This is a genomic window from Kitasatospora viridis, assembly GCF_007829815.1.
GTDB classification, from domain to species: domain Bacteria; phylum Actinomycetota; class Actinomycetes; order Streptomycetales; family Streptomycetaceae; genus Kitasatospora; species Kitasatospora viridis.
The window spans coordinates 5,316,868-5,339,509 of sequence record NZ_VIWT01000001.1 but is presented as its reverse complement, the minus strand read 5'-3'; the positions used below and the strand labels follow the sequence as shown (position 1 = coordinate 5,339,509).

General features: G+C 71.8%; 23 protein-coding genes and 1 pseudogene. 1 reads left to right on the top strand and 23 read right to left on the bottom strand.

Annotated elements, in window-relative coordinates; all coding sequences use genetic code 11:
• Positions 1-53 precede the first annotated feature (53 nt).
• From FHX73_RS23935 to arc, 20 genes and pseudogenes are all read right to left on the bottom strand, one after another.
• On the bottom strand, positions 54-917 hold the full coding sequence (locus FHX73_RS23935) for a dihydrodipicolinate synthase family protein (RefSeq protein WP_425461449.1): 864 nt from the start codon (positions 915-917) through the stop codon (positions 54-56).
• A gap of 296 nt (positions 918-1,213) precedes the next feature.
• Positions 1,214-2,638, bottom strand: coding sequence for an NAD(P)/FAD-dependent oxidoreductase (locus FHX73_RS23930; RefSeq protein ID WP_145906969.1), 1,425 nt, complete (start codon positions 2,636-2,638; stop codon positions 1,214-1,216).
• The gene (locus FHX73_RS23925; RefSeq protein WP_145906968.1) at positions 2,619-2,933 is read right to left on the bottom strand and encodes a (2Fe-2S)-binding protein; all 315 of its coding nucleotides are present in this window, start codon (positions 2,931-2,933) and stop codon (positions 2,619-2,621) included. The genes FHX73_RS23930 and FHX73_RS23925 overlap by 20 nt, the downstream gene beginning before the upstream one ends.
• A 105-nt stretch (positions 2,934-3,038) precedes the next feature.
• A complete protein-coding gene (locus FHX73_RS23920; RefSeq protein WP_145906967.1) occupies positions 3,039-4,232 on the bottom strand; it encodes an NAD(P)/FAD-dependent oxidoreductase in 1,194 nt (397 codons plus the stop codon).
• A 198-nt stretch (positions 4,233-4,430) separates the two neighbouring features.
• Positions 4,431-5,387: a twin-arginine translocase subunit TatC gene (tatC, locus tag FHX73_RS23915; protein WP_246213681.1), complete on the bottom strand. Its 957-nt coding sequence runs from the start codon at positions 5,385-5,387 to the stop codon at positions 4,431-4,433.
• A gap of 69 nt (positions 5,388-5,456) precedes the next feature.
• Positions 5,457-5,708, bottom strand: coding sequence for a twin-arginine translocase TatA/TatE family subunit (locus FHX73_RS23910; protein ID WP_145906966.1), 252 nt, complete (start codon positions 5,706-5,708; stop codon positions 5,457-5,459).
• Positions 5,709-5,866: 158 nt separating this feature from the next.
• Positions 5,867-6,040, bottom strand: a complete 174-nt coding sequence (locus FHX73_RS44890; protein ID WP_170305014.1) for a hypothetical protein — start codon at positions 6,038-6,040, stop codon at positions 5,867-5,869.
• Between the two features lie 6 nt (positions 6,041-6,046).
• On the bottom strand, positions 6,047-6,313 hold the full coding sequence (locus FHX73_RS23905) for a zinc ribbon domain-containing protein (protein ID WP_145906965.1): 267 nt from the start codon (positions 6,311-6,313) through the stop codon (positions 6,047-6,049).
• Positions 6,310-7,233 (bottom strand): helix-turn-helix transcriptional regulator, encoded by a 924-nt coding sequence (locus tag FHX73_RS23900; RefSeq protein ID WP_145908481.1) that lies wholly within the window; start codon positions 7,231-7,233, stop codon positions 6,310-6,312. Before FHX73_RS23900 ends, FHX73_RS23905 begins: the two co-directional genes overlap by 4 nt.
• A 26-nt stretch (positions 7,234-7,259) precedes the next feature.
• The gene (locus tag FHX73_RS23895) at positions 7,260-8,249 is read right to left on the bottom strand and encodes a helix-turn-helix transcriptional regulator (protein ID WP_145906964.1); all 990 of its coding nucleotides are present in this window, start codon (positions 8,247-8,249) and stop codon (positions 7,260-7,262) included.
• A gap of 140 nt (positions 8,250-8,389) precedes the next feature.
• Complete coding sequence (locus tag FHX73_RS23890; RefSeq protein ID WP_145906963.1) at positions 8,390-8,764, bottom strand: FKBP-type peptidyl-prolyl cis-trans isomerase; 375 nt, start codon at positions 8,762-8,764, stop codon at positions 8,390-8,392.
• Positions 8,765-8,934: 170 nt separating this feature from the next.
• Complete coding sequence (locus tag FHX73_RS23885; protein WP_145906962.1) at positions 8,935-10,257, bottom strand: FKBP-type peptidyl-prolyl cis-trans isomerase; 1,323 nt, start codon at positions 10,255-10,257, stop codon at positions 8,935-8,937.
• 151 nt (positions 10,258-10,408) lie between these two features.
• Positions 10,409-11,395: an FKBP-type peptidyl-prolyl cis-trans isomerase gene (locus FHX73_RS23880; RefSeq protein ID WP_145906961.1), complete on the bottom strand. Its 987-nt coding sequence runs from the start codon at positions 11,393-11,395 to the stop codon at positions 10,409-10,411.
• A 134-nt stretch (positions 11,396-11,529) separates the two neighbouring features.
• Positions 11,530-12,891, bottom strand: a complete 1,362-nt coding sequence (gene pafA, locus FHX73_RS23875) for a Pup--protein ligase (RefSeq protein WP_145906960.1) — start codon at positions 12,889-12,891, stop codon at positions 11,530-11,532.
• A 151-nt stretch (positions 12,892-13,042) separates the two neighbouring features.
• Positions 13,043-13,825, bottom strand: coding sequence for a proteasome subunit alpha (gene prcA / locus FHX73_RS23870; protein ID WP_145906959.1), 783 nt, complete (start codon positions 13,823-13,825; stop codon positions 13,043-13,045).
• A 69-nt stretch (positions 13,826-13,894) separates the two neighbouring features.
• Positions 13,895-14,737 (bottom strand): proteasome subunit beta, encoded by an 843-nt coding sequence (gene prcB / locus FHX73_RS23865; RefSeq protein ID WP_145906958.1) that lies wholly within the window; start codon positions 14,735-14,737, stop codon positions 13,895-13,897.
• A gap of 20 nt (positions 14,738-14,757) precedes the next feature.
• Positions 14,758-15,201 (bottom strand): annotated as a pseudogene (locus FHX73_RS23860) (endonuclease VII domain-containing protein); the annotation flags it as partial.
• Between the two features lie 87 nt (positions 15,202-15,288).
• Positions 15,289-15,507, bottom strand: coding sequence for a ubiquitin-like protein Pup (locus FHX73_RS23855; RefSeq protein ID WP_145906957.1), 219 nt, complete (start codon positions 15,505-15,507; stop codon positions 15,289-15,291).
• Positions 15,508-15,612: 105 nt separating this feature from the next.
• Entirely contained in the window at positions 15,613-17,124 is a 1,512-nt protein-coding gene (dop, locus tag FHX73_RS23850; protein WP_145906956.1) for a depupylase/deamidase Dop, read from the bottom strand.
• 177 nt (positions 17,125-17,301) lie between these two features.
• Positions 17,302-19,068: a proteasome ATPase gene (gene arc / locus FHX73_RS23845; protein WP_145906955.1), complete on the bottom strand. Its 1,767-nt coding sequence runs from the start codon at positions 19,066-19,068 to the stop codon at positions 17,302-17,304.
• A 222-nt stretch (positions 19,069-19,290) separates the two neighbouring features.
• Here arc and FHX73_RS23835 point away from each other — a divergent pair, with 222 nt between their 5' ends.
• Complete coding sequence (locus FHX73_RS23835; RefSeq protein WP_145906954.1) at positions 19,291-19,593, top strand: ferredoxin; 303 nt, start codon at positions 19,291-19,293, stop codon at positions 19,591-19,593.
• Positions 19,594-19,636: 43 nt separating this feature from the next.
• Here the strand turns inward: FHX73_RS23835 and FHX73_RS23830 are convergent, their stop codons facing one another.
• From FHX73_RS23830 to FHX73_RS23820, 3 genes are all read right to left on the bottom strand, one after another.
• Positions 19,637-20,254 carry a hypothetical protein gene (locus FHX73_RS23830; RefSeq protein ID WP_145906953.1) on the bottom strand — a complete coding sequence of 206 codons (618 nt, stop codon included), beginning with the start codon at positions 20,252-20,254 and terminating at the stop codon, positions 19,637-19,639.
• Between the two features lie 148 nt (positions 20,255-20,402).
• Complete coding sequence (locus tag FHX73_RS23825) at positions 20,403-21,362, bottom strand: tRNA (adenine-N1)-methyltransferase (RefSeq protein WP_145906952.1); 960 nt, start codon at positions 21,360-21,362, stop codon at positions 20,403-20,405.
• 46 nt (positions 21,363-21,408) lie between these two features.
• Complete coding sequence (locus tag FHX73_RS23820) at positions 21,409-22,638, bottom strand: site-2 protease family protein (protein WP_246213680.1); 1,230 nt, start codon at positions 22,636-22,638, stop codon at positions 21,409-21,411.
• Positions 22,639-22,642 lie beyond the last annotated feature (4 nt).

Below are 22,642 nucleotides of genomic sequence, written 5' to 3'. Positions count from 1 at the left end.
CCGTCTGAGTGGAGCTCAACGCGGGCCGGGGGCCGGCGCCTGCTCCGCGGTGCTCAGCGCAGGCCCTCGGCCAGCGCCTTCTCGGTGGCGGCGCGGACGGCCGCCTCGATCTCGCCGGTCAGCGCGGTCCGCGGGGCGCGCACCGGGCCGCCGGGCCGGCCGGCGATGTCCATCGAGAGCTTGATCGCCTGGACGAACTCGGTCTTGGAGTCCCAGCGCAGCAGCGAGTGCAGCGACTTGTAGAGCGGCAGGGCGGTGTCCAGGTCCTTGGCGACGGCGGCCCGGTAGAGCGCGGCGCTGGCCTGCGGCAGGGCGTTCGGGTAGCCGGCGATCCAGCCGACCGCGCCGGCCACCGCGAGCTCCAGCAGCACGTCGTCGGCACCGATCAGCAGGTCCAGGCCCGGGGCCAGCTCGGCGATCTCGTAGGCCCGGCGGACGTCGCCGCTGAACTCCTTGACCGCGACGATGCTGCCGTCGGCGTGCAGCTGGGCGAGCAGCGAGGGGACCAGGTCGACCTTGGTGTCGATCGGGTTGTTGTAGGCCACGATCGGCACGCCGGCCTTGGCCACCTCGGCGTAGTGCGCGCGCACGGCGGCGGCGTCCGCCCGGTAGGCGTTCGGCGGCAGCAGCAGCACCGAGCCGCAGCCGGCCTCGGCGGCCTGCTCGGCCCAGCGGCGCGACTCGGCGCTGCCGTAGGCGGCGACGCCGGGCATCACCCGGGCTCCGTCACCGGCCGCCTCGACGGCGGTGGTGACGACCCGGGCCCGCTCCTCGGCGGTGAGGGTCTGGTACTCGCCCAGCGAGCCGTTGGGGACCACGCCGTCGCAACCGTTGGCGATCAGCCAGCGGACGTGCTCGGCGTAGGCGTCGTAGTCGACGGACAGGTCCTCGCGCAGCGGCAGCGCGGTGGCGACCATGATGCCGCGCCAGGGACGGGTGCTGTCGTGGGTGGGGTTGGTCACGATGGCATCTCCTTGATGAGGTGTGACATTTTATAGATAGGTGTACAGGGCGCGCAAGAGGCACACCGGTCGGCTTCTCGGTTCACCTCGAAGCAGCCCGGCTGACGAACCGTCAAGCGACCGCGATCAGGAGCCCGGGGCCCGCCGAACAAGCCCGCCGAACAAGCCCGCCAGACAAACCCGGCCGAACAAACCCGGCCGAACAAGCCCGGCCGAACAAACCCGGCCGGATGAGTCCCGCCGAACGAACATCAGTCCTCGGGCAGCGCCGCGAGGTCGCCGAGCCGGACGGGGCACGAGAAGGGACGACGGTCCGCGACCGGCTCCGCCGCACCGGACAGGCAGGCCACGGCAGGCCCGCACATCCGCCCCTGGCACCAACCCATCCCGGCCCGGGTGAGCAGCTTGACGCTGCGCGCATCGGTGGCACCCAGCTCGCCGACCGCCTCCTCGATCTGCCCGGCGGTGACCTCCTCGCACCGGCAGACCTCGGTCTCGGGCCGCAGCCAGCCCGGCCAGCCCGGACCGGGGCGGTGCGCGGCGGCCATCAGCTCGGCGAAGCCGCGCAGCCGGCGGCGGGCCGAGAGCGCCCCCGCGGTCGGCGGCCGATCGGCGATCGCCAGCGCGGCCAGCTCGCCCTCGGCGGCGGCCAGCTCGGCCCCGCCGACCCCGCAGGTCTCCCCCGCCGCCCAGAGCCCGGGCACGGTGGTCCGCTGCCGGTGGTCCACCCGCAGCGCCAGGGTGCCGTCCGGCACCTCCCGGACCTCGGCGCCCAGCTCGGTGGCCAGCTCCAGCTGCGGCACCAGGCCGTGGCCGATCGCCACCGCGTCGCAGGCGATCCGCCGCTCGGTGCCGGGCACCGGCCGCCAGTCGCGGTCCAGCCGGGCCACCGTGACGGCCGCCACCCGCACCGAGCCCGCGACCGCGGGGTCGTCCGTGGCGCCGTGCGCCTCGATCACCGCGCTGGAGCGGCGCAGCCGGACCAGGTGGCGGGCCAGCGCGGCACCGTGGGTGACCGCCTCGACGAGCTTGCCGGGGTTGGCCGCCAGCACCTCGGGACGGCGGGCGTAGCCGAGGTAGTTCCCGGCCTCGACGATGGCGGGCACCTCGGCGCCGGCCGCGGATAGCGAGGCCGCGGCGGCCAGCAGCAGCGGGCCGCTGCCCGCCACCACCACCCGGCGCCCGGGCAGCACCAGGCCGGCCTTGAGCATCGCCTGGGCGCCGCCCGCGGTCACCACCCCGGGCAGCGTCCAGCCGGGGAACGGCAGCTGGCGCTCGTACGCGCCGGTCGCCAGCAGCACCGCGTCGGCGGTCAGGGTGGCCCGGCCGGCGCCGTCGGCCCCGGTGGCGGCGTGCAGCCGCCAGGGTTCGCGACGCTCCAGCAGGTGCACGTGGTGGTGCGGCAGGTAGTCGATCAGGCCGGCGGCCCGGTGCTCGGCCAGCCGGTCGGCGAGCTCGGTGAAGGCCGACCAGTGGTGGTGCAGGCGGTCCGGGCGGGCGGCGTGCAGGCCCGGCGCCGGGTGCCGGTAGTACTGCCCGCCGGGTCGCGCACCGGCGTCCAGCAGCACGCAGCGCAGCCCCTGGTCGGCGGCGGTCACCGCGCCGCGCAGCCCGGCCGGGCCGGCGCCGATCACCGCGAGGTCGTACGGACGGCGGTCAGACGGCGAGGTCGGCATGGCCGTTGCCCTCCTGGGTGGTGACGGTGGTGCCGGGCTCGGCCGGGAGCAGGCAGGTGCGCTGATTGGGTCGGCCGTCGACGGTCGCCAGGCAGTCGAAGCAGGCGCCGATCCCGCAGAACGCGCCGCGCGGGCGCCCGGTGCCCCGGGTCCGGCGCCAGGCCATGATGCCCTGGGCCCACAGTGCGGCGGCGATGGTCTGCCCGGGCAGGGCGGGGATCGGGCGGCCGTCGAACTCGATGGTGTGGGCGGGCTCCGGCTCGGCGGCGGCCAGCCTGGCGGGGGTACGGCGCATGGCGTGGGGTCCGATTCTCAGGGGGACGGCGAGTCAGTCGGCTCTGTCAGCTCAGTCGGCTCTATCGGCTCAGTCAGCTCTATCGGCGCTATCGGCGCTATCGGCTCAGTCAACGAACCGGTCGGGCCGGAACGGCGCCAGGTCCACGGGCTTCGCCTCGGTCAGCCGACTGCCGGTCAACCGACTGCCGATCAACCGACTACCCGTCAGCTGTTCGGCGATCAGCAGTCCGGTGGCGGGCGCCAGGCCGATGCCCGCGCCCTCGTGCCCGCAGGCGTGCACCAGTCCGGGCACCCGGGGGTCGGCGCCGATCGCCGGCAGGTGGTCCGGCAGGTAGGGCCGGAACCCCCGGTAGGCGCGCAGCACCCGCACGTCCGTCAGGAACGGGAAGAGCGCGGCCGCCTGCCGGGCCAGCCGGCCGACGGCGGCCGTGGAGAGGGTGCGGTCGAAGCCCACCCGCTCCCGGGTCGCACCGATCAGCACGGTGCCGGACGGCGTGCCCTCGACCACCCCGGAGCTCTGCAGCGCGGCGGACCCGCTGGCCACGTCGGCCACGTAGTCGGCGGCGTAGACCTTGTGCCGGACGACTCGCGGCAGCGGTTCGGTGACCAGCACGAAGCCGCGCCGGGGCAGCACCGGCAGTTCCACCCCGGCCAGCCGGGCGATCTCGCCGCCCCAGGTGCCGGCCGCGTTGACCACGGTGCCCGCGGCCAGTTCGCGCCGCTCGGTGCGCACGCCGCGGACGGCGCCGTCCGCACCGAGCCGGATCCCGGTCACCCGCTCGCCCAGGTGCAGCTCGGCGCCGGCGCCTGCCGCAGCGCGCAGCAGGTGAGCGGCGGCCAGCGCCGGCTGCACCTGGGAGTCCTCGGGGTAGTGGAACCCGCCGGCCAGGCCGGGGGCGAGGTTCGGCTCGAACTCGTGCAGACGTTCGGCGGACACCTCCTCGGCTCGCACGCCGGCGGCCCGCTGGCCGGCGGCGAACTCGCGCAGCGCCTGCTGTCCCTCGGGTCCGGAGGCGACCACCAGGCCGCCCTTGGGCTCGTACTCGAAGCACGGGCCGAGTTCCTCGGCCAGGTCGCTCCAGAGCAGGGCGGACAGCTGGGCGAGTTCCAGTTCGGGTCCGGGGGCCTTGTCGGAGAGCAGCAGGTTGCCCTCACCCGCGCCGGTGGTCCCCCCGGCCACCGGTCCGCGGTCGATCACGGCCACCGAGAGCCCGGCGCGGGCCGCGTAGAACGCGCAGGCGGCACCGATCACGCCGGCACCGATCACCACGACGTCGTGGGAAGGTCTCGTGAGCACGTCAGTAATATGTCACATGGTTATCGCCCTGCCAAGCGGGCCACCCCGCCGCCCCGTGCCCAACCCCGACGCACAGCCCCCAAACCGCAGCCCGCAGCCCGCAGCCCGCAATCCACGGCCCCCGAACCACAGCCCCCAAAACACAGTGCCCCGGTCCGCAGCAGCGGAACCGGGGCACCGGGACGAACCGACCGACCGTCAGGTCACGTCGTCATCGGCATCCGCGTACGGGTTGCGGGCGGGCGGCACCGAGGCCACCGGGGCGGCCGACGCCTGCTCCGCTCCCCCGGCGGTCACCGCCTCCGCGCCGTCCACCTCGTCGACCGACAGGTCCACGTGCGAGGCCTCCTCGTCGGAGAGGTCGGCGTCCGGGTTGTTGCGCCGCCGGCGCCGGTCGTTCAGCAGCGAGAAGCCCACCGCGATGAAGTACAGCACCCAGATCGGCGAGGCCAGCGCCAGCATGCTGACCGGGTCGGCGCTCGGCGTGGCGACCGCGGCGAAGACGGTGATCGCCATCACCATGCCGCGCCACCAGCCCAGCATCCGCTTGCCGGAGAGCACTCCGCCCATGTTCAGCATGACCAGCAGCAGCGGGAACTCGAAGGCCAGGCCGAAGACCAGCAGCATCCGAACCGCGATGTTGAGGTAGTTCTCCACCGGCAGGATCTGGTTCGCCCCGATCGGGGTGAACGAGCCCAGCACCTCGATGGTGGTCGGCATCAGCAGGTAGGCGCAGGTGACGCCGCCGAGGAAGAGCGGGGTGCCCAGCCCCAGGAAGGCCAGCGAGTAGCGGCGCTCGTGCTGGTGCAGGCCCGGCGAGATGAACGACCACAGCTGGTAGAGCCAGATCGGCACGGCCGCCACCAGACCCGCCGTCACACAGACCTTCAGGGTCAGGTTGAACGGCTGGGTGACGCCGATCACCGCGATCTGCGCGCAGTGCTTGACGCCCGGCTTGGGGTCGCCGTTCGGCAGGCAGGCGGGCAGCGGTTTCATCAGGAAGTGCAGCAGCTGGTCCTTGAAGAAGAACGCCACGATGGTGCAGACCACCACCGCCAGTGCCGACTTGACCAGCCGGTTCCGCAGTTCGCGCAGGTGATCGCCGAGCGACATCCGTCCGTCGGGCGTCTTCGGCGGCTTGGGAGACTTGCTCAACCCCGGTCCTTGAAACTCGTGCGGCGTGGCCCGCCGGGCGGCGGCCACGGGGCGGTGCCGACCGGACGCCTAGCGGCGCGCGCGGTCGGCGGGTGGTTCGGTGGCGGCGCCGGGGGCGGACTTGACCACCCGGGCCGGCTCGACCGGGACCGGCTCGGCCGGGTTGGCCTCCCGCTCGTACTCCTCGCGCAGCGCGGCGGTCTCGCTCTTCAGGATCCGCATCGACCGCCCCAGCGCCTTGGCCAGATCGGGCAGCCGCTTGCCGCCGAAGAAGACGGCCGCCATCACGACGACGATCAGGAACGCCAGGATCCTGCCCATGGGCGACTACCTTCCTTCCGGCCGGAACGAGCGGGGGCTGCACCGGTGCTACCGGTGAGAGCCTAACCCGCTGGCCCGCGCCGCAGCAGACCCCCCGGTCGGCACGGACAGGTGAAGACTCGGCCACACCGCTGCGCCGCGCACCGGACGGGGACCCCTCAGCGCCGGGCCGCCGCCGAGAGCTCGTCGGCCGCGGAGGCGATCGCCAGCGAGGCCGCGTCGACCTGCTTCGCCAGCCCGCGCACCCCCGCCCAGACCCGCACCGAGAGCACCCCGAGCACCAGCAGCCCGGCGGTGGCCAGGCCGACCACGGCCAGCAGGATCCAGGTCATGGTCCGTCACCCCTCGATCGGCACGAGCCGCATGGTGGACACCCCGGCGCCGGTCAGCGCCTCGACGATCTTCTCCCCCGCCGGCTTGCGCACCGAGGCGCCGCAGGCCGGGCAGGTGAAGCTGTAGAAGGTGCGCTCCTTGGTCGCGCCCAGCGCGAGCCGGAAGTCGCCCGCCGGCACCTCCACCTTCTCCCGGCACTGCGAGCAGTAGACCTTGAACCGGGTGCCCGGTTCGGCCTCCTCCTCGTCCTGGGAGTCCGCCCGGTCGGTCACTGGGCGACCCCGTAGCCCGCGAGCGCCGCCAGCGCCGCCGCCCGGGCCTGCTCGGCCGGCGGCTCGGGCGCGACGATCCGCCCGTCCGCGCCGAGCCGCAGCGCCAGCGTGCGCAGGCTGGACGGGTCCGAGCTGCGCAGGGTGATCCGCAGTCCGCCGTCCGGCAGTTCCTCGGCCAGGTCGTGGGTGTAGTACTCGGCCACCCAGCGCCCGCCCGGACCCACCTCGACGACCACCTCGGGGTCGTCGGCGCCCGGGTTCACCAGCCCCTGGGAGAGGTCGCGCGGCTCCAGCCGCGGCGGGTCGGCCGGCTCGTCCAGCACCCGCACCTCGGCCACCCGGTCCAGCCGGAACAGCCGCCGGTCCTCCGAGGTGCGGCACCAGCCGTCGAGGTAGGTGTGACCCTCGGTCAGCAGCCGGATCGGGTCGACCTCGCGCTCGGTCATGCCGCCGCGCCCGTGCGAGTAGTAGCGCAGCCAGATCCGCCGGCCCTCGCTGAGCGCCCGGTCGATGTCGGCGAAGACCCGGCCCTCGGCCTCGAAGGTCACCCCGACCCGGGCGCTGCCCTCGGCCGACTCCCCGGCCGCGTTCTCGATCTTGGCGACGGCCCGGGTGAGCGCCTGCCGGTCGCGCTCGCGCAGTCCGGGCAGCGAGGCCACCGCGCGGGCGGCCACCAGCAGCGCGGTGGCCTCGTCGGCGGCGAGGCGCAGCGGCTGCGCCACGTCGTCCACGTTGTGCCACCAGATCCGCTCGCCGTCGGTGTCGATGTCGAGCAGGTCGCCGCCGCGGAAGCTGGTGCCGCACATCGGCAGCACGTTCAGGTCCGCGATCAGCTCGCGCTCGGTGATCCCGAAGGCCCGGGCCACCTCGGCCACCTCGGCCCCGGGGCGCTCACGCAGGTAGGTGACCAGCGAGAGCATCCGCCGGGTCTGGTCGATCGCGTTGCTCACGCCGAAACCCCCTCGTCCACGAGCCCGGCCACCGCGCGCAGCCGCTCGATCAACTCGGCCCGCAGCTCCTGCGGCCCCAGCACCACCACGTCCGCCCCGTACTCGGCCAGCTCGGCGTCCAGCCCGAAGCCGTACGGGATCTCCAGCTCGTCCCAGTCCGCGTCCAGCTGACGCTCGGCCAGCGCCTTGGCCCGCAGCGGGTAGGCCGCGCCGCGGCGCAGCCGCACGGTCGCGGTGGCGGTCGCCCCCTCGCCGGCGAACCGGGCCACGGTGGCCCGCACGTCCACGTGCTCGGGCACGGGCGCGGTGAAGGCGCCCTGCCGGGAGCGGACCTTGCCGACGATCCGGCTCAGCCGGAAGACCCGGGAGGCCCCGCGGTCCCGGTCCCAGCCCGCCAGGTACCAGTGCCCGCGCCAGCACTCCAGCGCCCAGGGCTCGACCGAGCGCGGCTCGCCCACCGCCGCGCCGGCCTTGCGGTAGTCGAAGGCCACCGGCCGGCGGTCCCGGGCGGCCAGCAGCAGCGGCTCGAACGCCGCCTCGCGGACCGGGATGTACGGTTCCAGCGCGGTGCCGGCGGCGGATCCGGCGGGGTCGGTGAACGGCACGCCGGCCGCCCGCAGCTTCTGCAGCGCGCCGCTGGCGGCGCCGGACAGCCGGGCCTGCTGCCAGACCTTGGCGGCCAGGCTCAGCGCGGCCGCCTCCTCGGCGTCCAGCGCGATCTCCGGCAGCCGGTTGCGGTCCCGCCGGGCCAGGTAGCCGGCCTCGCCGTCCAGGGTGTTCTCGTCCACGTCGATCACCAGGCCGAGTTCGCGCAGGTCGTCCTTGTCCCGCTCGAACATCCGGTTGAAGGCGTCCTCGCTGCCCTGCGCCCCGGCCTCCCGGTAGGCCTCGATGGACTCCCGCAGCTCCCGCTTGGAGAGCGGTCGTCTGGTGTTCATCAGGCACAGGGCGAGATTCATCAGCCGCTCTGCCTTGGCGATCGCCATCGCTGACCCTTCATGGTCGTCCCGTACCGGTGACCCCGGCGGGCTCGACCGTACCGGTAGCGGGACCTGCGGCGAAAGCCGAGGCGGCGGTGGCGGGCCGGAGCCCGTCACCGCCGCCTCGCGGTCCCTGTCGGCCCGGATCAGACCGAGATCAGGTCGACCACGAAGATCAGGGTCGAACCGGCCGGGATCAGCGGGCTCGGCGACTGGTTGCCGTAGGCCTTGTGGGCCGGGATGATCAGCTCGCGCCGACCGCCGACCTTCATGCCGACGACACCCTCGTCCCAGCCCTTGATGACGCGGCCGGCGCCCAGCGGGAACTTGAAGGTCGAGCCGCGGTTCCAGCTCGCGTCGAACTCCTCGCCGGTCTCGAAGGTGACACCGGCATAGTGGACCTCGACGACCTGGCCGGCCTTGGCCTCCTCGCCGGTCCCGACCTCGATGTCGCGGATCTGGAGCTCGGCCGGCGCGTCGCCGCCCGGGAAGTCGATCTCCGGCTTGGTCTTCTGGCTCACAACTTCCTCATCTCGTCGTCTGTGCACAACACGGCGGCGGACCGCCGCAGGTAAGGCTCCGTCAGGAACCACCGTACGGCTGTCCGCCGCCCACGTTGATCAGGCCCGGCCGGGGGCGCCCACGCCCGAAGGGTGGGGGCGGGTCGCCCGACCGGTACCGCCCTATCTTGTCACTGCTGCGGCGGCGAGCCGACCCCGGCGTCCAGGATGTCGATCACGAAGACCAGCGAGGCGTTCGCCGGGATGTTGCTGCCCTGCGGCGGGGTGGCGCCGTAGGCCAGGGCGGCCGGGATCTCCAACTCGATCCGACTGCCGACGTTCTGGCCGACCACGCCCTTGTCCCAGCCCTGGATGACGTTGCCGCCACCGGTCACGAACGGGAAGGCGGTCTTCTTGTCCAGCGAGGAGTCGAACTCCTTGCCGTCCTTCAGCGTGACGCCGGTGTACTGCACCACCGCCATCTCGCCGCTCTCCACCTTCGGGCCCTTGCCCTGGATCAGCACCGCGGTCTTCAGGTCGGTCGGGTCGGCGGCGCCGGCCGGCGGGGTGATGGTGTCGGCCTTGCCGTCGCCGTTCACCTTCACGGCCGCGAAGTCGGAGGGCGGCGGGGTCACGTCGCCGGCCACCCGGGAGTCAGGGGTGTTCACCCGCTGGATGTCCACCACCAGCACCAGGTCGTCCTTCGGGCCGATGCCCAGCTGCTGGTTGCCCTGGTCACCGAAGGCCGCGGCCGGCGGGGCCACCACGAGCAGCCGGCTGCCCGCCTTGTGGCCGACCACCGCGGAGTCCACGGCCGGGATCAGCGAGCCCATGCCGGCCTGGAACAGCTGCGACTTGCCCTGGTCGTAGGAGCCCTGCAGGTCCTTGCCGGTGGTCCAGTCCTTCAGCGTGAAGTCGGCCGAGACCCAGTTGCCCTTGTCGGCCTTGGTGCCGTCGCCCTCGGAGACCGGCTTCACCACGAAGCTGCCGTCCGACTTGCCGGCCGGCAGCGTGATGTCCGCCTTCTTGCCGAAGTCGCCGGAGACCGTCGGCAGCACCTTGGCGTCCGCCTTGATCGGCGGCACCGGCTGCTGGGTCGGCGTGCTCGGGGCGGCGCTCGGGGTGTCCGAGGCGGAGGCGCTCTTGCTGTCGTTGTTGTTGTTCACCACGTACAGCCCGATGCCGCTGCCGACCAGCAGCACCGCCAGCACCACGCCGAGCACCACGCCCAGGCGGCCGCCGCTGCCGACGTTCTCGTAGTCGGCCTCGGACTCCTGCTGCTTGCGCACCGTGGAGGCGAAGACCTGCGGCTCGTCCGGCTTGCCGGTGGCCGGGACGGGCGCCTCCGGCTCCTCCGGGTTCGACCACCCGGCCTGGCGGGCGATCATGGCCGGCGGGATGACGATCGACTCCCGGTCGCTCGCGGCCGAACCAGTGGGGCCGGAGACCACCGGGTCGGCGAGCGCGCCGCTCGGACTGTCGGCCTCGGTCGGGCCCGACGGATTCTCAGCCATTTCTCCCCATCCTCGCCATCGGAGCACTGAACGCTGTGCGAATCGCCAGCAGTATGGCAGCTCACCATGAGGGCGAGCACTCACCGGGTGTCCATGACACACCGGGAGTACCCGCCCGCGTGAAGCAGCCGAACCGCAGCGGACGTCGCGGTTACACAGCTTCCAGGATGTCGATCACGAAGACCAGGGTGGAGTTCGCGGGGATACCGTTCTGTGCTGTTGTGCCGTAGCCCAGCGACGGCGGGATCACCAGTTCCACCCGGCTGCCGACCGGCTGGCCGACCAGCCCCTTGTCCCAGCCCGGGATCACCGCACCGGTGCCGATCTGCAGCACCTGCGCCCCGCCGTGGGTCCACGAGGAGTCGAACTGCTGCCCGTTGCTCCACAGCACCCCGGTGTACTGCAGTACCAGCGACTGGCCCGCCTGCACCGGCTTGCCGTCGCCCTTGATCAGCACGTTGGTCTGCAGGTCGGTCGGCGCCGGGGTGTTCGGCGCGACGGTGATCGTCGGCGCCGCCTTCCCGTTGTCCTTGACCTGCGGTTGCCCGGCGGCCGGCTGGGTCATCGGCCCGGTCAGCACCGAGTCCTGCGGCACCGACTCCATGACGTCCAGCACGAACACCACGGTGTCGTCCTTGCCGACGCCCAGCTGCTGCGTGGTGTTGGTCCCGAACGCGACCGACGGCGGAGCCACCACCAGCAGCCGGCTGCCCACCTTCTTGCCGACCACGCTCTGGTCGAAGGCCGGCACCAGCTGGCCGAGCCCCGCCTGGTACAGCTGCGGCTTCGCCCCGGCGTCGTAGGAGCTCGGCACGTCCTTGCCGGTCGTCCAGTCCTTCGCCGTGTAGTTGACGGTCACCCAGTCGCCCCGGCCCACCGTCGCGCCGTCGCCCTCCACCACCGTGCTCACCACGAACTGCCCGGTCGGCTTGCCCGACGGCAGGGTGATCACCGCCTTGCTGCCCACCGAACCGCTCACCGTGGGCATCGGCGACGCCGAGGAGACCGCGGCCGGCACCGACGGCGCCGAACTGGTCGGCGCCGGCGACGGGCCGCTCTTCACGGAGGAGCTGCTGCTGCACGCGGCCAGCAGCGCCAGCATCGGCAGGAGTACGAGCAATCCGGCTCTGCGGCGCACGGGGACGGTTCCTCACTGTCGGTCACATTTACGGATCAGCAAACGTGACCAGAGTAGAGCCGGCCCGCCCCGTCACCGTGGAGGACGGGGCAGACCGGCCGGATGAACCCGCTCACACACCCTCAGGGCGCCGCTCACATGCCGGCGATGAGCTTCTCCACCCGCTCGTCCACCGAACGGAACGGGTCCTTGCAGAGCACCGTGCGCTGCGCCTGGTCGTTCAGCTTCAGGTGCACCCAGTCCACCGTGAAGTCGCGGCGCTGCTCCTGCGCCCGGCGGATGAAGTCGCCGCGCAGCCGCGCCCGGGTGGTCTGCGGCGGCACCGACTTGGCCTCGAACACCTTCAGGTCCGTGGTCACCCGCTTCGCCTGGCCCTTGTTCTGCAGCAGGTAGAAGAGCCCGCGGCGGCGGTGGATGTCGTGGTACGCGAGGTCGATCTGCGCGATCCGCGGGTTCGACATGCTCATCTGGTGCTTCTCCCGGTACCGCTCGATCAGCTGGTACTTCATGATCCAGTCGATCTCGGTCCCGGCCTTGGCCAGGTCCTCGGTGCGCACCGCCTCCAGGGTCCGGCCCCAGAGCTCCAGCACCCTGCCCACCGTGCCCTCGTTCAGGCCCTTGCGCTCGGCGAACTCCAGCGCCTTCTCGTAGTACTCCTCCTGGATCTCCAGCGCGCTGGCCTCCCGTCCGTTGGCCAGGCGCACCTGGTGACGGCCGGTCAGGTCGTGGCTGACCTCGCGGATCGCCCGGATCGGGTTCTCCAGCGTCAGGTCCCGCATCACCACGCCGGCCTCGATCAGCCGCAGCACCAGGTCGGTCGCGCCGACCTTGAGCAGCGTGGTGGTCTCCGACATGTTGGAGTCGCCGACGATCACGTGCAGCCGGCGGTACCGCTCGGCGTCCGCGTGCGGCTCGTCCCTGGTGTTGATGATCGGACGCGACCGGGTGGTCGCCGAACTGACGCCCTCCCAGATGTGCTCGGCCCGCTGGCTGACGCAGAACACCGCACCCCGCGGCGTCTGCAGCACCTTGCCCGCCCCGCAGATCAGCTGACGGGTCACCAGGAACGGGATCAGCACGTCCGCCAGCCGGGAGAACTCCCCGTGCCGGGCCACCAGGTAGTTCTCGTGGCAGCCGTAGGAGTTGCCGGCCGAGTCGGTGTTGTTCTTGAAGAGGTAGACGTCGCCGGCGATGCCCTCCTCGTGCAGTCGCCGCTCGGCGTCGACCAGCAGGCCTTCGAGGATGCGCTCCCCGGCCTTGTCGTGGGTCACCAGCTCGGTGACGTCATCGCACTCCGGAGTCGCGTACTCGGGGTGCGAACCGACGTCCAGATAGAGCCGTGCACCATTGCGCAGGAACACATTGCTGCTGCGGCCCCAGGAAACTACGCGGCGGAAGAGGTACCTGGCCACCTCGTCCGGAGACAGACGCCGTTGTCCCCGGAACGTACACGTGACGCCGTACTCGTTCTCCAGCCCGAAAATTCGGCGGTCCATGCAGGGACTTTACGCTTCCGGCGGCCTTCTGAAACCGTTTTCGGCGGCTCAATCGGATGACGGAAAGCAACCCGCCGGATAAAGCACGGTGACGCGGACACGGCTGCGGGGTGCGGCGCCAGCGCGCCGCACCCCCGGCCCTGACGGGGCCTCAGGCCTCCCCGGCGGTCTCCTCCGGGCCCGCAGCGCCCGCAGCGCCCTCGGCGCCGTCGGAGTCCTCCGCGGCCTCCTCCTCGCCGTCCAGCAGCCGGCCCAGCTGCGCACCCAGGATCCGCTTGAACTTGCGCTGCTGCGGGCGCGCCCGGTCCAGCACCGCGACCTCCAGCTGGTCCGGCGTGAGGGTCCGCGGCGTGCCGCCGTTCGGGTCCCGGGCCAGCGACTCGACGGCCACCTTCAGCGCCTCGGCCAGGCTCATCCCCACCCGGTGCCGCTGGCTCAGGTAGGTCCCGATCGAGTCCGCGTTGCCGCCGACCACGACCGAGTTCTTCTCGTCCACCACCGAGCCGTCCGGGGTCAGCCGGTAGATCTGGTCGTCCTCGGCCGACCGGCCCACCTCGGCGACGATGAGCTCGACCTCGTACGGCTTCTCGCCGACCGAGGAGAAGATGGTGCCCAGCGTCTGGGCGTACACGTTGGCCAGGCCCCGGGCGGTCACGTCGGCCCGGTCGTAGGAGTAGCCGCGCAGGTCGGCGTAGCGCACCCCGCCGATCCGCAGGTTCTCGAACTCGTTGTACCGGCCGACCGCCGCGAAGGCGATCTTGTCGTAGATCTCGGACACCTTGTGCAGCGCCCGCGAGGTGTTCTCGGCCACGAAGGCGATGCCGTCGGCGTAGGTGAGCACGACCACGCTGCGGCCGCGCGCGATGCCCTTGCGGGCGTACTCCGCGCGGTCCGCCATGGCCTGCTGGGGCGAGACGTAGAACGGTGTGGACACCGGCGGTCGTCCCTTCTGGAGATAGGGCGCCCCCGGCCCCTCGGGGGCCGGGAGGGCTGGCTGGCGGACTTAGAGGAGGGGGGCCTGCGGGCCGTCGGGCTGGTTGCGCCGGCCGTCGGTGACCGAGACCGCGATCCGGGTGACCTCCTCCTCGGAGAGCCGGTGGAAGCCCTCCTCGGTGATCAGCCCGACGATCGGGAAGATCCTGCGCGCCAGGTCCGGGCCACCGGTCGCCGAGTCGTCGTCGGCGGCGTCGTAGAGCGCCTGCACCACCAGGGTGGCGGCCTGATCGGCCGTCAGGTCCGGGCGGTAGAGCTTCTTCATCGAGCCGCGGGCGAAGACCGAGCCGGAGCCGGTGGCCGCGAAGCTGCGCTCCTCGGAGCGGCCGCCGGTGACGTCGTAGGTGAAGATCCGGCCGCGGCCGAGGTCCAGGTCGTAGCCGGCGAACATCGGCACCACCGCCAGCCCCTGCATCGCCATGCCGAGGTTGCCGCGGATCATGGTGGTCAGCCGGTTGGCCTTGCCCTCCAGCGAGAGGGTGGTGCCCTCGATCTTCTCGTAGTGCTCCAGCTCCAGCTGGAACAGCCGGACCATCTCGACCGCGAGGCCGGCGGTGCCGGCGATGCCGACCGCGCTGTACTCGTCGGCCGGGAACACCTTCTCGATGTCGCGCTGGGCGATCACGTTGCCCATGGTGGCCCGCCGGTCACCGGCGAGCACCACTCCGCCCGCGAAGACCGCGGCCACGATGGTGGTGCCGTGCGGCGCCTCGACGGTCAGCCCAGCCGGAAGCGCACGGCGCCCCGGGAGCAGATCGGGCGACTGCTCGGCCAGGAAGTCGATGAACGACGAGGATCCGGGGGTGAGGAAGGCCGCCGGTAGACGCCCGGTGCCACGAGTGTTGGCTTCCACACGATTCCTTCCAGGTAGTCGGCAGCCCGCCGCAGGTTGTCGGGCCGGTCCCGCATCTGTCCCAGCGCCGCGTTGCAAGCGAAGCAGAGGATGCCACGGACCCTACCCGTTTCGTGGTCGTGATCCACATGCTCTGCCGGTTTGTCCAGACAGATCGGGCAAGTGCCGGCCTGGGCTTCGAGCATGGCCTGGAGGTCGGCCTCGGAGAGGCCGTACTTTCGGCGGAAATAACTCTCTCGATTCCGTGCGGCAGTACAACTCTTGCAGTAGGCCGCGAGCCCGCTGACCTGACTGGAGTTCCGGTCCCACTCGGAATGCGGCTTGATCTGTTCGCACTTCGCGCACCGCTTGTGCCCTTCGGGCACTTCAACGCGCGGCCTCGGGACTTTCCCCTTCGCCCGCTGCCGCGCGTCGTAGTACTGAGCCGAACACGCGCGGCAATAAGCCTGAAGACCGTTCTTCATGGACTTATTGCGTGCGAACGACTCACATTCGAGCCATTGCTGGCACCTACTGCACCAGGCTCGACTTTCAAATTCGGACATTAAGGACTATTGCCCACCTTTCTGAACAAAGCCCCTCACGAAATCCTCGGCATTCGACTCGAGGACCTCGTCGATCTCGTCGAGCACCGCGTCGACGTCGTCGCTGAGCTTCTCCTGGCGCTCCTTGAGCTCGGCGGACTGGGTTTCCTCCGCCGCCTGCTCCTCGGTCTCCTCGGTGGCGCGGTTGGCGCGCTGCTGACCGCCGTCGGTGTCCTTGGTAGCCATGCCCCTCACCCCTCTGCATCGTCGGTCGGTACTACTTGTGGAACGTTCGACTCGCACCGGGATGATTCCCCGTCAGCGGGCCTTTCACTCACCGTAGTGGATCACTCACCCGCCGCTGAGCACCCGGACCAGGTCCTCCGCGGTGCGGCAGCGGTCCAGCAGTTCCTTCACGTGGTTGCGGGTGCCGCGCAGCGGCTCCAGGGTGGGCACCCGCTGCAGCGAGTCGCGCCCGGGCAGGTCGAAGATCACCGAGTCCCAGGAGGCGGCCGCGACGTGCTCCGCGTACTGCTCCAGGCAGCGGCCGCGGAAGTACGCCCTGGTGTCCTCCGGCGGGTGGTGCACGGCCCGCTGCACGTCCTCCTCGGTGACCAGCCGCTCGAACCGGCCGCGCGCCACCAGGCGGTTGTACAGGCCCTTCTCCGCCCGCACGTCGCTGTACTGCAGGTCGACCAGGTGCAGCCGGGGGTTGTCCCAGTCCAGTCCGTCGCGCTGGCGGTAGCCCTCCAGCAGTTCGCGCTTGGCGATCCAGTCGAGCTGCTTGGACAGGCTCATCGGGTCGCGCTCCAGCCGGGAGAGCACGTCCTCCCAGCGGACCAGCACGTCCTTGGTCTGCTCGTCGGCGTCGTGCCCGTAGCGGTCCTCGACGAACTTGCGGGCGAGTTCGTAGTACTCCATCTGGAGCTGCACCGCGGTGAGCTTGCGCCCGTTGCGCAGCGTGACCAGTTGCTTGAGGGCGGGGTCGTGGGAGACCCGGTGCAGGGTGCGCACCGGCTGGTCGACGGCGAGGTCGACCGCGATGAAGCCGGCCTCGATCATCGAGAGCACCAGCGAGGTGGTGCCGAGCTTGAGGTAGGTGGAGATCTCGGAGAGGTTGGCGTCCCCGATGATCACGTGCAGCCGGCGGTACTTCTCGGCGTCGGCGTGCGGCTCGTCGCGGGTGTTGATGATCGGGCGCTTGAGCGTGGTCTCCAGGCCGACCTCGACCTCGAAGTAGTCGGCCCGCTGGCTGATCTGGAAGCCGTGGGCGGAGCCGTCCTGGCCGATGCCGACCCGGCCGGCGCCGGTGACCACCTGGCGGGAGACGAAGAACGGGGTGAGGTGGCGGACGATGTCGGCGAACGGGGTGGCCCGCTGCATCAGGTAGTTCTCGTGGGTGCCGTAGGAGGCGCCCTTGTTGTCGGTGTTGTTCTTGTACAGGTGGATGGTCTGCCCGTTGGGCAGTTCCAGGGCGCGGGCGGCCGCCTCCGCCATGACCCGCTCGCCGGCCTTGTCCCAGAGCACGGCGTCGCGCGGGTTGGTCACCTCGGGCGAGCTGTACTCGGGGTGGGCGTGGTCGACGTAGAAGCGGGCGCCGTTGGTCAGGATGATGTTGGCCAGTCCGATGTCCTCGTCGGTCAGCTGGCTGGCGTCCGCGACCTCGCGGGCGAGGTCGAACCCGCGGGCGTCGCGCAGCGGGTTCTCCTCCTCGAAGTCCCAGCGGGCGCGGCGCGCCCGGTGCATCGCCGCCGCGTAGGCGTTGACGATCTGGGACGAGGTGAGCATGGCGTTGGCGTTGGGGTGTCCGGGTACGGAGATGCCGTACTCGGTCTCGATGCCCATCACGCGCCTTACGGTCATCCGGCCCTCCTTGCCCGTGCTGCCCGTCCGTCCCGCCGGCGGCGGGGCGCCGCGATCTCCCTGGAGTGCACCGCGGCTGACGGATCGTCGGTTCCGTCAGCCGCGGTCTTGGTGGTGGTTCCGGCGCCGCTGTCGCAGGCAGCGCTGTTGCAGGCGGTGCTCTTACGGGCAGTGCTTTTACAAGTACTGCCCGGTGTTGGCCACGGTGTCGATGGAGCGGCCGGACTCGGCGCCCTGCTTGCCGGTGACCAGGGTGCGGATGAAGACGATCCGCTCGCCCTTCTTGCCGGAGATCCGCGCCCAGTCGTCGGGGTTGGTGGTGTTGGGCAGGTCCTCGTTCTCCTTGAACTCGTCCACGCAGGCGGCGAGCAGGTGGGAGACGCGCAGGCCGCGCTGGCCGTGGTCGAGGAAGTCCTTGATCGCCATCTTCTTGGCCCGGTCCACGATGTTCTGGATCATGGCGCCGGAGTTGAAGTCCTTGAAGTACAGGACCTCCTTGTCACCGTTGGCGTAGGTGACCTCCAGGAAGCGGTTCTCCTCGGTCTCGCTGTACATCCGCTCGACCACGGACTGGATCATGGCGGCGACGGTGGCGTCCAGCGAGCCGTCGTGCTCCTTGAGGTCGTCCGGGTGGAACGGCAGCGAGTTCTTCAGGTACTTGGAGAAGATGTCCTTGGCGGCCTCGGCGTCCGGGCGCTCGATCTTGATCTTGACGTCCAGGCGGCCGGGCCGCAGGATCGCCGGGTCGATCATGTCCTCGCGGTTGGAGGCGCCGATCACGATCACGTTCTCCAGGCCCTCGACGCCGTCGATCTCGGCGAGCAGCTGGGGGACGATGGTGTTCTCGACGTCGGAGCTGACGCCGGAGCCGCGGGTGCGGAAGAGCGACTCCATCTCGTCGAAGAAGACGATGACCGGGGTGCCCTCGCTGGCCTTCTCGCGCGCCCGCTGGAAGACCAGGCGGATCTGCCGCTCGGTCTCGCCGACGTACTTGTTGAGCAGTTCGGGGCCCTTGATGTTGAGGAAGTAGCTCTTGCCCTGCGGGCGCCCGGTGACCTCGGCGACCTTCTTGGCGAGCGAGTTGGCCACGGCCTTGGCGATCAGCGTCTTGCCGCAGCCGGGCGGGCCGTAGAGCAGCACGCCCTTGGGCGGGCGCAGCTCGTACTCCTTGAAGAGGTCGGCGTGCAGGTAGGGCAGCTCGACCGCGTCGCGGATCTGCTCGATCTGGCCGCCGAGGCCGCCGATCTGCCGGTAGTCGATGTCCGGGACCTCTTCGAGGACGAGCTCCTCGACCTCGGCCTTGGGCACGACCTCGTAGACGTAGCCGGAGCGGGACTCCAGCAGCAGCGAGTCGCCGGGGCGCAGGGTGACGCCGCGCAGCGGTTCGGCGAGCCGGACCACCCGCTCCTCGTCGGTGTGTCCGGTGACCAGGGCGCGCTCGCCGTCCTCCAGGACCTCCTTGAGGGTGACGAGTTCGCCGATGGACTCGAAGGCGAAGGCGTCGACGACGTTGAGCGCCTCGTTGAGCAGCACTTCCTGGCCGCGCTGGAGCGCCTCCAGGTCGATGGCGGGGCTGACGTTGACGCGGAGCTTGCGACCGCCGGTGAAGATGTCGGCGGTGCCGTCCTCGTTGGCCTCAAGGAAGGTGCCGAATCCGGCCGGCGGCTGGGCGAGCCGGTCCACCTCTTCCTTGAGGGCCACGATCTGGTCGCGGGCCTCGCGCAGGGTGGCGGCCAGTCGCTCGTTCTGGGCGGTCACTCCGGCCAGGTTGGTCTGGAGCTCGACGATCCGGTCTTCCAGGATCCTGGAAGAACGCGGTGCGTCGGCCAGCTTGCGTCGCAGCACGGCGATCTCCTGCTCCAGGTACGAGAGCTGTGCGGCCTCGTCGGAACCACGGGCGGGCTTGCCGGCACTGCGGTTGTAGTCGTCATCGTGGGCTGCCACGGTCCTCACCTCCTCCGGGGAGCGGGATGCTTCCAGACCCTACCTGTACCAGGGGTCGTGTAAACCCCTAGATCAAGAAAGACGGAAGGGGTGTGTCCGATCTTCACCCGTGTGTGCTTCCCCTCGGCAGGTGGATACCCACCGCGCCCCTCCGGAAAGCGGGCTGGGGGTAGGGTCGAGCGAGTCAATACCCGATCGTGACCGTATCTAGGCAGGGAACCGATGTCAGTGACCAGTGGGGCGGAGTCCGCCGAGCCGCTTGAGGTGTGGATCGATCAGGACCTGTGCACCGGTGACGGGATCTGTGTCCAGTACGCGCCCGAGGTCTTCGAACTCGATATCGACGGACTGGCCTATGTGAAGGACGGGGACGACGAATTGCGGCAGGAGCCGGGGGCGGCGGTTCCGGTTCCGCTGACGATCCTTCAGGACGTGGTGGACTCGGCGAAGGAGTGCCCGGGCGAGTGCATCCACGTGCGCCGGGTGTCGGACCGCGTCGAGGTGTTCGGCCCGGAGGCCGACTGACCTGCGGGGTGGGCCACCTGACGGTGCGTCGGCCGACGCCGGGTCAGGTGGTCGCCGCGGGGAGGCTGTGCTGGCTGCGGACCAGCGAGTCGCCGTGCCGGGTCCAGCTGAGGTCGACGGTGACGTCCGGGCAGCAGCGCGGGACGTCGGAGGTGGAGTAGCCACTGGCCCGGGCGGTGATGGTGCCGTCGGCGCGCAGCGCCAGGGCGGTGACCGTGTAGTCCTCGTGCCAGTCGAGCAGGGTGTCCCGCACCTGGGGGGTGCCGTCGGGGCCGGCGGTGAGGACGAAGACGCCGTCGGGGGCGGTTCCGTTGCCGGCCTGGCAGTGCGCGGCGGCGACGGTGGCGGGCCGGCCGTCGCCGAGGTCGGCGGCGAAGCTGAGCGCGACCTGGCTGGGGAACGGCCCGCAGTCGAGCGGCAGGACGGCCTTGGCGGGGTCGGGAGCGGCGGCGGCCGGCAGCGGGTGCGGCGTGCCCGGGGCGGCCGTGGCCGCGTCGGCGGGGTGCGCGGTGGGGGCGACGGCCAGCGCGGCGGCCACCAGGGCGGCGCAGCCGGCCGCGACCGCGCTCCAGCGCCAGGGTCCGGTGCGGACCGGCGGGTGTCCGGTGAGCGGCCCGGGGTGGGGCGCCGTGCTGTCCGTGACGTCCGCTGCGTTGGGCAAGGAGGTCCCCTCCACCGGCCGGGTTGTCTGCGTTCGGGCAGCATCGTCGCACATCAGGGGTGCCCCGTCCGCACCCGGGTCGGCATGCCGAAGGCCCGTCGCCCACGGGAATCCGTGGGCGACGGGCCTTCGGTGCGCAGCGGCCGGGTCAGTCCTGCTCGATGACCGGGGTCGCGGCCTTGGCGGCGGCGCGGGCGGCGGCCCGCTCGGCCAGGCTGAGCTGCGTCGGCTTGTCGTTGTCGAAGTCCTCGCCGTAGGCGCCCTTGGCGGGGCGGCGCTGGCGCAGCGGGGGCTCGACGCCGTCCGCCATCCGGCGGGCGGTGAGCAGGAAGCCGGTGTGGCCGATCATCCGGTGGTCGGGCCGGACGGCCAGGCCCTCCAGGTGCCAGGTGCGGACCATGGTCTCCCAGGCCTGCGGCTCGGTGTAGGCGCCGTGCTCGCGCAGCGCCTCGACGGTGCGCGACATCTGCGTGGTGGTGGCCACGTAGCAGCAGACCAGGCCGCCGGGGACGAGGGCCTTGGCGGCCACGTCCAGGCACTCCCAGGGCGCCAGCATGTCGAGGATGACGCGGTCCACGTCGGTCTCGACCAGGTTGTCCTGGAGGTCGCCGACGGTGAGCTTCCAGGCCGGGTGCGGGCCGCCGAAGTAGCGCTCGACGTTGCCCCGGGCGATGTCCGCGAAGTCCTGGCGGCGCTCGTAGGAGGCGAGCGTGCCGGTGTCGCCGACGGCGCGCAGCAGGTAGGTGGAGAGGGCGCCGGAGCCGACGCCGGCCTCGACCACCCTGGCGCCGGCGAAGATGTCGGCCATGGCCAGGATCTGCCCCGCGTCCTTGGGGTAGATCACGGCCGCTCCGCGCGGCATGGACAGGACGTAGTCGGGGAGCAGGGGTCGCAGCGCGAGGTAGGGCACGTTTCCCGTGGTGCGAACGACGGTGCCCTCGGGGGCGCCGATCAGTTCGTCGTGCGGGAAAGCACCCTTGTGGGTGTGGTAGTTCTTCCCGGCTTCGAGCGTGAACGTGTAGTGACGGCCCTTGGGGTCGGTCAGCTGAACCTGGTCCCCGACCTTGAATGGCCCCCGCCTGCGGGTGGCACCGGTCGGTTCGGACATGCGGACAATCCTATAGCGAACCGGACCACCGCCCGGACCACCGCGGTCAGTGGCGGGCCAGCGCGGCGCTGAGCCGGCGCTCCACGTCGGCCACGGCGAGCACGCCGTAGACCGAGCCGTCGGGGGCGAGCACCAGGTACTCGCTGGCGGGGGTGGTGCGCAGGGCGGCGAGCAGTTCCTCGCCGTCCAGGCCGGCGTCGAGCCGCAGGCCGGGTTCGAGCGTGCGGGCCAGCGCGCCGGCGGCCACCCAGGGGCGGCGGTGCTCGGGGACCTGGAGCACCGCGGCCTCCTTGACCAGGGCGATCGGGTCGCCGTGGCCGTCGCCGATCACCACGGCGCCGGCCTGGGCCTCGCGGGCCTGGCGCAGCGCCTCGGCGATCGGGGTGTCGGCGGGCACCAGGACGGCCCGGCGGGTGAGCGAGCGCACGGTGAGCCCGGGCAGCGCCTCCTTGAGCCGGGCGTTGCGCACGGCGTTGCCGGCGCCGTTCCAGATCACCACGGCGAGCACCGCGGCGAGCGTGGTGTCGAGCAGCGACTGGGCGCCGCTGCGGGTGCCGCCGGACTGCGCGTTGGCGTAGGCGGGCAGGCCGAAGAGCACGGCCAGGGCGAGCACCCGGCCGGCCCAGGCGGCGGCGACGGTGCCGGCCATCTGGCGGCCGGTGATGCCCCAGACCACGGCGCGCAGCATCCGCCCGCCGTCGAGCGGCAGCCCGGGCAGCAGGTTGAAGGCGGCGACCACCAGGTTGGCGACGGTGAGGCCGGCCAGCAGCACGCCGGGCACGGTGTCGAGCTCGACGGTGCGGGTGAGCAGCCAGCACAGGCCGCCGAGCACCAGCGAGAGCAGCGGGCCGACGAAGGCCAGCCAGAACTCCCGGCCGGGGGTCTCGGCCTCCTTCTCGATCTCCGAGACGCCGCCGAAGAACTGCAGCTGGATCCGCCGCACGCCGAGCCGGTAGCGCAGCGCGACCAGGGTGTGGGCGAGTTCGTGCACCAGCACCGAGGCGTAGAAGGCGACCGCGAAGGAGAGCGCGACCAGGTAGCGGGTGTAGCCGAGGTCGGGCAGCAGGCCGCCGAGCTGGTCGCCGAAGAGCCAGGTGATCAGTGCGGCGATCAGGAACCAGGACGGGCCGACGTAGATCGGCACGCCGAACGGACGGCCCATCAGGATGCCGCCGCCGGGCCGCCGGCCGCGCTCGGGGTCCTCCGGCGCGCGGTGCGGCGCACCGGGTGGCCCTGGCGGCTGCTGGGATGTCTGCTGCCCCATGGTGTCGCTCACCGTG